This window comes from Streptomyces sp. NPDC052036, assembly GCF_040680495.1.
Lineage (GTDB): Bacteria > Actinomycetota > Actinomycetes > Streptomycetales > Streptomycetaceae > Streptomyces.
On record NZ_JBFAWW010000080.1, the window covers coordinates 1 to 10,911 of the forward strand.

A 10,911-nucleotide genomic window follows, 5' to 3' on the forward strand; every position below is an offset into this window, starting at 1 on the left:
CCTGCGACAGGAACGGTCACGCCAGGGAGCGTCGATGAACGCACCATGGCCGAACGCGCAGACCCACCACCCGTTCCAGGTGCCTGAACATGGTTGCTCCCAGGGGCAGCGGCTGGGCATCCATCCGGCCCAAACACCCCCGCACATCCCGCTGGCCGGTCAGCCGGCGCAAGTGGCCATGCAGGTCGCAGGCGGCGAACTACGCCTCGCCATAGGCCTGTTGCTGGTCGAGCTCCCCGCGGTTGCGGCGGCGACGGGCGACAAATTCACTTGTGAGGCCGGGCTGGACGACGCCGTGGGAATCTCCCGATGGCGCGGGCGCCGGACACCGGTGAAACCGCAGTGCCAAGTGCACCGGAAAACCACCTCCCAGGCGCCCGCGCACAAGACCGCGGGCACGGACACCGGCCCGCCCGGCCACCTCCTGCGGATCCCCTTCTGCGACGACGAGTGCCACGCATCCGTCGGTGCAGAGCCCGCCGAGCGTGGTGTCCCGGCCGAGTGCGGCCGGGACATCGAAGGGGAACGCTTCGCCGTATCGGCGGACGGGCAACCGTGCCGGACGCGCCCGCCGGCGGCAGCGGGCCATCGTCCGCGGCCAAAGGTGTGTACCTCCCACCGCGTCAACCTTCCGCAAGGCCCGGTCGTGGGCAGGACACTTCCTTGGACAGCGGCCGAAGCTCTGCGCGCGCCCGGAGAGGGACGGGGGCATGCTCGGGGCGGCAAGACACGGTGCGCCGCGCGCGCTCCCGCTCCCACCGCTGCCGCGCAGCAACAAGCGGCACGGATCGCCAAGGCGGGTACGAAGGCCGACACAAAGGCCCGGCGGGTACTGCACAGCGGCCTCTTCGACAACGCCGGCATCTGCGTGGCGGCCGCCCGCACGATCCGGCAGGGCCACACGGCGGGGCCCTTCGCTCCACCCCAAGGTTGTACGGTTGCACACGGTAGCAAGCATGCGTGCGAAGGGCTGGTGTAACGATGTTCCGCAATGCGCTGGAGCCCTGGCACCTGCTGATCCTGGTCGCGGTAGTGGTTTTGATCTTCGGCTCGAAGAAACTACCCGATACGGCCCGGGCGCTGGGCAAGTCCATGCGAATCCTCAAGAGCGAGACCAAGGCCATGAAAGACGACGGCGCCTCAAACGAGCCACGCCCCGAGCCTGAGCCTGCACCGGGACCGCGGACGATCTCGGGCGCTCCCGAAGACACCGCCACCGCCCGCACCGTGCCCACGGACAGCACGACCAGCCACCGAGACTGAGCCCGGTCCTGCGCGCCCCTGGCTGATCCCCCGCACGAGACGCTGCCCGAAGCCTCCCCTGCCGGCTCGCCTCTTGCGCTGTCGGGCCGCCCGCGTCGTTGTCCGCGGTATCGGCCGGCGTCCTGGCCGGAGCATCCCTGTTTCCCGGCCCGGGCGCGGCGCGTCACAGCGGACGGTCTGGGGACCTTCGTGAGCCGCCCACCCTCGCGCTGGGCAGGACAGATCAGATCAGCTCGCGGTAAGTGGTGCCGACCTGAACCAACTGCCTCCTGGACGCGCTACCGGCCGCAACCGACGCCGTGGCGAGCTCGTGCCCCCACCGGGCGACGGAGACGATCAAGTACTCACGCAGGGCCGGTAGTCTCGGGTCTGCCGCACGAGATGAGGACGTGGCGTGCCCCGGTCAGCCCGCAACAAGGAGAAGGATCCCGAGGGGCGGATGCCGCTCGCGGAGCACCTTCGTGAGCTTCGCAACCGGCTTGCCAAGGCCGTCCTGGCCATCCTGGTCGTCACAATCGCTGCGGCCTTCTACTACAAAGACGTCATAAACTTCTTCACCAGGCCGGTGCTGGACTCGGTCGGCTGCCCGACGTCCTTCGCCGATCTGGCCAAGCAGACCGCGGACACCGCCTGCGCGCGGATCGTGATCAACGGTCTGCTCGCGCCCTTCACCCTGGCGCTGAAGGTGTCCCTGGCGGCTGGCGTCGTGCTGGCCTCGCCGGTATGGCTGTACCAGCTGTGGGCGTTCGTTGCCCCCGGACTGCACAAGCACGAGCGGAAATACGCCTACGCGTTCGTCGGCGCGGGCGTCCCTCTGTTCTTCGGCGGCGCTCTCTTCGCCTACAAGGTGCTGCCCACGACCGCGAAGGTGTTGATCGACTTCACCCCGCACGGGGTGAGCAACCTGCTGCCGCTGGATGATCTGCTCGACCTCGTCACCCGCATGGTGGTCGTCTTTGGTCTCTCCTTCGAGATGCCGCTGCTGCTGGTGATGCTGAACCTCACCGGGGTGCTGTCCGGTGGGCGGATGCTCGGCTGGTGGCGCGGCATGATCCTGGGGATCACGGGCTTTTCGGCTGTGGCGACGCCGAGCACGGACCCGCTGACCATGCTGGCGCTGGCCGCGCCGATCTGGGTGCTCTATTTCGCCGCAGTTGTCTTTTCACTTCTCAATGACCGACGCAAGGCCCGCAGAGAGGCAGAGCGACCCAGCGACGACGAGGCCTCCGACCTCGACCTCACGCTGCAGGACATCGGCGAAGTGGAATCGGTGTCCGCCAGCAAGGCCCTGCCCGCGCAGCCGGACGCTAACGACGACCGCGCCGACGGGTAACAGCCGCCAGGCACAGCCGGCCCGCAGCCAGTACGTGAGAGCATTGACGATCTCCCGCCCGGTGCGGCTGGCCGGCCGTCCACCAGACTTCACCTCCGGCACCAGCGGTCGCAGGATCTCCCACTCGGCATCAGACAGATCCGTCGAGTAACGGCCGCGCGGCTCGCCCACCGCGTGACTCCCACCAGCCGAAGCCGGGTCAGCCGGTGACGAGCTGGTCGAGAGGCGTGTCCGGGTCGGCGAGCGCGCCGCGGTCGACCTGGCTGCCGGAGCGGACCAGCTGCTGGATGGCCTCGTTGACATCCCAGACGTTGACGTTCATCCCAGCCAGCACGCGGCCGTCGGCCAGCCAGAACGCAATGAACTCCCGGCGCCCCAAGTCACCTCGTACGACCACGTCGTCGTACGCGCCGGGCTCGGTGTAGCCCGCGTACTCCATGCCGAGGTCGTACTGGTCGGTGAAGAAGTACGGCACCCGCTCGTAGAACGCTCGCTCGCCCAGCATCGACCGCGCGGCCACCGCGGGCTGGTGGAGGGCGTTAGCCCAGTGCTCCACGCGGATGTGCTTACCCAGCATCGGGTGGAAGGCATTGGCCACATCCCCGGCCGCGCAGATGTCCGGGTCCGAGGTGCGCAGTGCCACGTCGACGACGACGCCCTTGTTTACCTGGAGCCCCGCATCAACGGCCAAGGCGGTGTTGGGGACGGCGCCGATGCCGACCACGACCGCGTCGGCGTCGATCAGGGAGTCGTCCGCGAGCCGCACCCCGGCGGCCTTTCCGCCACCACTGTTCACAATCTCGGTGACCTGTGCGGTGAGCCGCAGGTCCACGCCGTGCTCTCGGTGCAGGTCGGCGAAGACGGGCGCGATCTGCGGGCTCAGCAACCGCAGCAACGGTAGCTCGCCCGGTTCGAGAATGGTGGCCTGGACGCCCGCCTCGCGGGCAGCGGCGGCCACCTCAAGGCCGATCCAGCCCCCGCCGACGAACACCATGTGGGAGGAGTGCTGGAAGGTGTGCTTGATGCGTTCGCAGTCTTCGACGCGGCGCAGGTAGAGCACACCGTCCAGGTCGGCACCGGGAACGTCAAGGCGGCGCGGGGAAGCGCCGGTAGCGAGCAGCAGTTTGTCGTAGCCGACCGTCTCACCACCGGATGCGGTGACAGCGTGCCCTTCGCGGTCGATCGTGGTGACTGTGGTGTCCAGTCGCAGATCGATCTCGTGGTCGGTGTACCACTGCGAAGAGTGCACGAAGATCGCCTCGCGGTCCTGCTTGCCCACCAGGTACCCCTTGGACAGCGGCGGCCGCTCGTACGGCGGCTCCGGCTCATCCCCGAAGAGCACGATACGGCCGTCGAAGCCGCGCTCGCGCAGCGCTTCGGCGGCCTTGGCCCCGGCCAGGCTCGCCCCGACGATCACGAAAGTGGGTTTTGCCATCATCTCGGTGCTACCTCTCCGTGTGGTCGCCACCCCGGTCGTGCAGGGCGGCTGCGAGTTTCACGGTCGGCTCGTCCCAGCTGCCAAGGTGACGCCCGCGACCGTGCAGGCGGCCAATGCGGCCGAGAAAGGCGATGGCACAGAGCAACGCGATGTCCGATCTGAAACAGGGCTGCCGTGCAGGCCATGGCGGGCCCCGGTGATGGCACGGTCAGAAGCCGGGAGCGGAGCCGGCGAAGAACCACAAGGCGGCTGTGTACCACATCAGTGCGATGGCGGTGACCAGGGCGCCGCCGGCGGCCGGAAGCGCCCAACCGGGCAGTCGGCGGCTGTGTACCACCAGCACCTTGGCGACGAACGCGCCGTACAGGACGCAGCCCGTGATGGAGTGCACCGCCACCCGGCTGCTCGTGAACTCAACTCCGTAGGCGGTGATGCAGTGGTAGGCGATGGGCAGCGAGAGCAGAAAGGCAAGGAGGCCGATGAGCCGGTGTGTGGGGTGCACCCGGCGCGGCGCGGCCCCCGCTCCCGGTAAGCGCCGGTACATCCACAGCCCGAGCAGCAGTTGGACGACCGCGAGCGCCATCAGAGCGCTACCCAGGCGCGCCTTGAGATCGCCGACGCCGACGCCGTGCCGACCGAACAGGCCGCTGGTGTAGTCGGGTGTGTGCGTGCGGCCGAACGCATACACCCCCACCGCGACCGCGACCGGTAGCAAAGCTGTCAAAAGGCCCGCCACCGTTCGTGCCGGACGCCGCATCCGCGCGCCTGTGTGCCCAGTCATCAGTCCCCAATCAATCGGGTTCGACCTTGCTGCCGGATGCGTTTACGACGTACCACTGTGGCGCCGGAAGCGCTGGTTTCCTCGCCGTTGGTGTCACGGGCCGTCGTGTCACCCGCGAAGCAGTGCAGCAAGTGCCCGGTGTAGGCCACTTGAGTGATGCCGTTGGAGCGTTTCGAGGTGCTGATCAGGTTGCTCCTGGCAAACAGGGCCGCCTTGGGCGTGCCGGAGGCGAGCGGCGGCGGCCAGGCAAACGCGCATGCTCCGCCACCGGTCGGCGCAGGCGACTTGGCGTCATCCAGGATGGGGCCGAGCTTGCTGATGTACACCGTGACCGTGCCAGTGGCGGCGGCCGAGCTGCCGGGTGCGGCCGAGCCGATGTATGCGGGGATGCCCGCTGACAACGCTCCAGACGTGGGCCTGGCGCAGGCGGACGACATTGTCCGGCTGGGACAGCCGCTTGCAGCAGCAAGCGGCACGGCGGAAACCGCTGGCACTGTCGCCGCGGCCATTCCTTTCATGAGCGCTCCATGGTGTCGAACGGTGCATCCAGACAGCCGCGGGAAACGACCCCAGCGGACCTCTTCTCCCAGTTGGCCCCGGGTACTCGGGTCCTGTCCACTGGTGAGGTCCCCATTTGGCTCGTCAGGGTGATCGAGTCGTCTGGGGCTGGCCGGTTCCGGCGAGGAAGCCGTCGAGGACCTCGGGCCGGGACTGGAGGCATTTGAGCCGGTTACGGACGAGCGTCTCCAGGCGTTCGAGGGCGACAACGGCGAAGTTGGCCAGACTGCCTTTGACGTGCGCGCTGGTGCCACTGGTAATCCGATTTCCGGCTGACTCGCAGGCGCCGTGCGACCTCCGGTGGCTTGATCTTCAGCTCGAACAGCTCAGCCGCCTGCATCAGTGCCGCTTCCCGGCGCTGACCGTCCCGCAGCGGTCAGCTCGCCCCCATCCGCATACCTCACACACCAGGGAATGCAACCAATACCCCAGCACCATCGGGGCTTGGAGAAAGATCACCCTGACGAGCCGAAGTCAGTAGGAAGCCAGGACTTCTTGCGGGTGGACATCCGACCTGCCGGCCAGCAGCTGCGGGCCCTCGGCGCGGAGGATGGCTGCTCTCTGAGCGTGGCACGAGCCAGTGGTACCCGATGGGCCGGGACCTCTGGCTCCTGGCCACTGCCGTGCTGTGCATGGCTGTCGCGCGGTGGGGGCGGTCAGAGATGACGTGCCACGAAATCAGCCACCTGGGTGCCGAGTTGCTGGCCCGCGCGGTTGTCGAGGGAGGTGTGCTGGCCGGACCAGACCCGGCTGAGCCACGCTTCGGTGGCGGCGTCCTGGAAGCCAGCGAAGGATCGGGTGACGCCCTTCGATGTCACCGCGAGATGATGCCGCGCACCGTAGAACCCGGCGAGCGTCGTTGCCGCCGCCTGGCTGAGGGCGCCGTGAGCGCCGGGATAGGACGGATCCGGTGCGGTCGGCAGCAGGGGGGTCCAGTTGGGATCGCCGACGATGCTCGGGTTGTAGTGCGAACCGCCGAGCCGGATGGCGGTCACGGGCCGCCATACGCGGTAGGCGTACTTGGCGTCGTACATCGCGATTGCGGTGTCGGCGAGGGACAGGTCGAGCCGGGCGAAGACTTTCACCGCCTCCTCCAGGCTCGCGTTCTGGGAGGTGACAAGGCCCTGCGCGACCTGGTTCCAGACGTTCCAGACGGGTGCCGCCGCCCAGAACTTGGCGGCTGCGGTCTGATCGGGGGTGCGGGTGGTACTGGTCTTGCTCCCCAGGCTCTTGACCTCGTTCAAGGCGGTGGCGTACGCGGCGCCGCTCACGGCCGGCGGCGGTGCCGGTCGGAACTGGCGTCCGCTGGCCAGCACGAACGGTTTGACGGAGCCCCAGTTGGTGAACACCGGTGTCGGGAAGTCGGAAGGGGTGGGCCGGTAGTCACCGGCCTTGTTGCCGGGGCGGAACCGCGGCGGTTTGGCTGAGGACCCGTCGTTGGACCGCAGGCTGAGCAGTCGGCGGGCGACCTCGGCTCCCACACCAATGCCCCTCTGCTTGCCCGGGCCGTTGGGAATCGCGGACAATTGGCTGCTCAGCCGCTGGTCCACGCCTGCGCGCTTGGCCGGGTACAGGGCGACCAGCACATCGTGGGCTGCCTGGTCCGCTGCGGCATCCGCACGAGCGCCTCGTGGCGCCGACACCGAGAACACGTAGGCGGGGCCGACCCGGGTGATCGATACCACGGCGTCGTACTCGGCGGCTTGGAGAAGCGCGAAGCTGCGCGTGGGTTGGACAGTGGACGGCTGCGCCTTCGGATCGCTGAGGATGGTGATGAGCTCGCGGTTCCACTCCACGACCGACATCCCCGACCCCTTCGCGGCGGTGGGCAGGGCCGGCGAGTGAGCGGTGGTGGACCCGAAGGCGGGGCTGGTGAGTCCGGCCGCCAGCGCGGTTCCGGCAAGTATGGCGAGTGTCTTCTGCTTTCCACCCATGTTCTGTGGCTCCTTGTCGCTGGTGGCGGGCTGTGGCAACTGGCGGTCATGCACGTCGCTCATCTGGGCCAGCCACTGCGGACCACACGGCCAGCGGACACCGCGGATCGAGCGGGGAGTCCGCAGCACGTGGCGCAAAGAAGTACTCCGGACACCTGCTCCGGAGTACGACGGGGATTGCGAAGCCGGTTCCCGTCTGACTGACTCCTGGGCTGGGGGCTGGTCGTTGGAGAACCGCGACTGAAGTCACCGGAACACCGGCCCACGAGGCGGCACGCGTCACCCACACCAACGTTTCGGAGGGCTGACCGGGCGCGCATGGTCCTGCAACCCGATCACCTATTTACGTCATCAAGGTCGCTTGCCAGATACAGCCTGCAGGGATCCGATCCACGCCGCAACTCCGGCATTGTGGTCGGCCCGCGCCGGGTGACGCCTGGGACGGCCCCGCAGTCCTGGAGGAGCCGGCGCGGCTGCGCCGTCAGGTCCGCGAGCTGGAGCAGACCGTGGAGGTCCTGGGAAAAGCGACCGCCTTCTTCGCGAACCGGAAGTCGAAGTAGCCGCTCGCTACGCATTCATCCACGCAGAGAAGGCTTCCGAGGACAATCCGGGCGGCTGCTCCGTCGCCTTCTTGTGTCGGGCGCTGAAGGTCTCCCGTTCCGGCTACTACGCCTGGCTCGCTGCCCGGCCGGCCAGCGAGCGGCGTGAGCGCGAGGAGAGGGAGCCGATCACCGAGATCAGGAAGATCCATCACCGCTCCCGCCGGGCCCACGGGGCACCCAGGGTCACCGCGGCTCTGCGCCGGGCGGGGCGACGGATCAACGAGAAGAAGGTCGCGCGGCTGATGCGCAAGCACGGCCTGCAGGGTGTCACCCGCCGCAAGCGGCGTGGTCTGACCCGCCCGGACAAGAAGGCCGCCCCTGCGCCGGGACCTGATCGGCCGCGACTTCACCGCGGCCAGGCCGGGCACCAAGCTGGTCTCCGACGTCACCTTCCTGCCCACGCTCGCCAGCTGGTGGTACCTCCCACGGTCATCGACCTGGCCGCCCGCGAGGTGATCGGATACGCGATGGCCGACCACCACCGGGCCGAGCTCGTGGTCGACGCCCTGGCCATGGCCGCCGGCCGAGGCCGCCTGCGGCCCGGCCGCATCACACACTCGGATCGCGGATCGGAGTACACCTCAAGCGAATACCGCAGCCTGGTAAGGAAGTTGGAGGTGAGGCAGAGCATGGGTAGAACGGGGTCTTGTTACAATAACACCGCGGCCGAGAGCTTTTTCGGTCTGACGAAAGCGGAGATCGGCACCACCGTCTGGCCCTCCCACGAAGCCGCCAGAGCCGACGTATTCCGCTTCATCGAGGTCGAATACAACCTCACACGGCTGCGCAAGCACCCCGAGTACGGCTACGTCACCCCGGTCCAAACCCGGACGCTGACGACCCAAGACCTCACCCCCGCAGCCTAGTAGACTGTCGCGGCTAAATTCTGGGATAGAGGTGGCGCAGTTTGATGCGTGCGTCGTGAGTGGTGAACTGCCAGTCCACCTGACATTGGTCGGTGTTCGTGGCGTTCTGCCAGGCTGAGAGTTCGGTGTTGAGGAGGTCGAGGTCGCCGATCCGGCGGTCGAGGCATTGCCGGGTCAGCGCGGAGAGTTCGATCTCGGCGATGTTGAGCCATGACCCGTGCCTGGGCGTGTGGTGGATCTCGAGGCGTTGGGCCAGGGCGAAGGCCTCTTGTGGTTCGAATGCCTCGTACAGTGAGGCGATGCCGTGGGTGTTGAGGTTGTCCATCACCAGTACAACGGTCTCGGCGTCGGGGTAGTTCACGCTCAGCAGCAGCCTGACCTGGCCGGCCCAGTCGATCCGGGTCCGCTGGGACAGCGCCAGAACCCGACGCCACCCGCGCAGGGGCTCGGCCCACATTAAGATCGAGCACGTGCCGCGGCGGATGTACTCGCTGTCCTGGCAGGCGTCGTGACCGGGGCGGGCCGGGAGCGGGCCGCGGGCATCGGCGAGGAGCTGGTAAGGCTTCTCGTCCATGCACACCACCGGACGTGCCGGATCGTAGGGCCGGGCATAGACGGCCGGTACGTCTTCCATCCGGGCCGCGAACTCCGCGTTGGCCCGTGGTGGGATGGTCCAGCACTTCTTCAGGTGAGGACGCAGTTCCGTTTTTTTAAGATGCGCCCGATGGTGGAGTGGTCCAGATCGGGGATGTCCTCGACCAGCGCGACGTGCTTCTCCAGCAGCCGCAGCGACCACCGGGCATGACCCTGGGGCGGCGGTGAGCACGCCATCGCGACCAGCCGGGCTTCGACCTCACCGGTCACCGGCGAGGGCACCGGCGGGAGGTCGCGCTTCTTCCCCGCGATCGTGGCGTGAACATCGCCACCGGTCTCGGCGAAACGCTTGGCGACCAACCGCAACGTCTCACCGGAGACACCGAGCCGGGCCGCGATCACCTCCTGCGAGCCGATCTCGCCTGCAGAGGTGTCGAGTCCGAGCAGCACCCTCGCCCGCCTGATCACCGAGGCCGGATGAACCCCCGTCGTCGTCACCCGAACCAACTCTTCACGATCAGCGCGGTCAGCACCACCGGCCTCTTCTTCTGCGAACCCATCGCACCAGTCCTGTCCCGCAGAGCGGAAGAGGAATCTGCCAGACGCCAGCCTCCCAATCAAACAGACCACAGCTAAGCGGCGACACACTACTAGGATCTGTCCGGCGGATCATGTGACCTACTCGACCCTTGATCGTTGGCATGTCCATGGGGCGGGGAGATCTCACGAACGTGGAAGACCGTGTACGAGCGGCACAGGCGCTGGTCGGCGGACGGCACCTGGGACAAACTCTTCGCGACCGTCATGTCCGACGCCGAGGGCCTCATCGACTGGTCGATGGTGAGTGTGGATCCCACCTCCTGCCGAGCCCACCGACACGCCGCCGGGGCCCGCAAGAAACCACCTCGGGTGCCGGGAAAAGGGCCAGGCCCCGGCAGCACCGCCCCGACGAGGGACTCGGACGCTCCCGGGGCGGCCTGACGAGCAAGATCCACCTTGCCGGGGAGGGTGGACTTCGTCCACTGGCACTGCTGATCACGCCGGGCCAGTGGGGCGACGCCCCGCAGCTCATCCCCGTCATGGAACGCATCCGGTCGGCCGACCCGGCGGCGGGCACCCCCGTACCCGGCCGGATCATCTCGGCGGAGACAAGGCGTACTCCTCCCGACGCAACCGCCGCTACCTGCGGCAACGCCAGATCAAGCACACCATCCCCGAACCGAAGAACCAGCGAGCCAGCCGGCAGAGCCGCGGCAGCAACGGCGGCCGGCCCACCGGCTTCGACAGGACGATCTACAAGAGGAGGAACGAGGTGGAACGGACTATCAACGCCCTAAAGAACTTCCGTGCGGTCGCGACGAGGTTCGACAAACGCGCCTATATCTTCCACGGCACCATCACCGTGACCTCGATCCGACTCTGGCACCGGCCTTGATATGCCGGATAGAGCTAGTGTCTGGTGATCTGGTTTGTGTCAGTTCGAGTTGTTGTTGACGAGTTTCTTCACGGCGGTCTGGACGAGCCGGACCTTGGCGAGGATCT

The 10,911-nt window shown here is 67.8% G+C and carries 9 protein-coding genes and 2 pseudogenes; 4 read left to right on the forward strand and 7 right to left on the reverse strand.

Features of this window, described 5'->3' with window-relative positions; translation table 11 throughout:
* The first annotated feature begins 981 nt into the window (after positions 1-981).
* Complete coding sequence (tatA, locus tag AB0L95_RS41120) at positions 982-1,263, forward strand: Sec-independent protein translocase subunit TatA (protein WP_365171664.1); 282 nt, start codon at positions 982-984, stop codon at positions 1,261-1,263.
* Positions 1,264-1,657: 394 nt separating this feature from the next.
* Complete coding sequence (gene tatC, locus AB0L95_RS41125) at positions 1,658-2,596, forward strand: twin-arginine translocase subunit TatC (protein WP_365171666.1); 939 nt, start codon at positions 1,658-1,660, stop codon at positions 2,594-2,596.
* Positions 2,597-2,647: 51 nt separating this feature from the next.
* Here the strand turns inward: tatC and AB0L95_RS41130 are convergent.
* The 5 genes and pseudogenes from AB0L95_RS41130 to AB0L95_RS41150 all read right to left on the reverse strand — a co-directional run.
* Positions 2,648-2,899 (reverse strand): annotated as a pseudogene (locus tag AB0L95_RS41130) (hypothetical protein); the annotation flags it as partial.
* A complete protein-coding gene (locus tag AB0L95_RS41135) occupies positions 2,796-4,031 on the reverse strand; it encodes an FAD-dependent oxidoreductase (protein WP_365171667.1) in 1,236 nt (411 codons plus the stop codon). The gene AB0L95_RS41135 and the pseudogene AB0L95_RS41130, both read right to left, overlap by 104 nt.
* 211 nt (positions 4,032-4,242) lie before the next feature.
* Positions 4,243-4,791 carry a DUF6529 family protein gene (locus AB0L95_RS41140; protein WP_365171676.1) on the reverse strand — a complete coding sequence of 183 codons (549 nt, stop codon included), beginning with the start codon at positions 4,789-4,791 and terminating at the stop codon, positions 4,243-4,245.
* 23 nt (positions 4,792-4,814) lie between these two features.
* Positions 4,815-5,216 carry a hypothetical protein gene (locus AB0L95_RS41145; protein ID WP_365171668.1) on the reverse strand — a complete coding sequence of 134 codons (402 nt, stop codon included), beginning with the start codon at positions 5,214-5,216 and terminating at the stop codon, positions 4,815-4,817.
* A gap of 813 nt (positions 5,217-6,029) precedes the next feature.
* Complete coding sequence (locus tag AB0L95_RS41150) at positions 6,030-7,370, reverse strand: vanadium-dependent haloperoxidase (protein ID WP_365171670.1); 1,341 nt, start codon at positions 7,368-7,370, stop codon at positions 6,030-6,032.
* 514 nt (positions 7,371-7,884) lie between these two features.
* Here AB0L95_RS41150 and AB0L95_RS41155 point away from each other — a divergent pair.
* The gene (locus tag AB0L95_RS41155; protein WP_365171678.1) at positions 7,885-8,775 is read left to right on the forward strand and encodes an IS3 family transposase; all 891 of its coding nucleotides are present in this window, start codon (positions 7,885-7,887) and stop codon (positions 8,773-8,775) included.
* Positions 8,776-8,788: 13 nt separating this feature from the next.
* On the opposite strand, the gene AB0L95_RS41160 is transcribed toward AB0L95_RS41155, so the two are convergent.
* A complete protein-coding gene (locus AB0L95_RS41160; RefSeq protein ID WP_365171672.1) occupies positions 8,789-9,571 on the reverse strand; it encodes an IS630 family transposase in 783 nt (260 codons plus the stop codon).
* Positions 9,460-9,867, reverse strand: a complete 408-nt coding sequence (locus AB0L95_RS41165; RefSeq protein WP_365171674.1) for a helix-turn-helix domain-containing protein — start codon at positions 9,865-9,867, stop codon at positions 9,460-9,462. The genes AB0L95_RS41160 and AB0L95_RS41165 overlap by 112 nt, the downstream gene beginning before the upstream one ends.
* A 231-nt stretch (positions 9,868-10,098) precedes the next feature.
* Here AB0L95_RS41165 and AB0L95_RS41170 point away from each other — a divergent pair.
* Positions 10,099-10,804: pseudogene (locus tag AB0L95_RS41170) on the forward strand (IS5 family transposase); the annotation flags it as partial.
* Between the last annotated feature and the right edge of the window lie 107 nt (positions 10,805-10,911).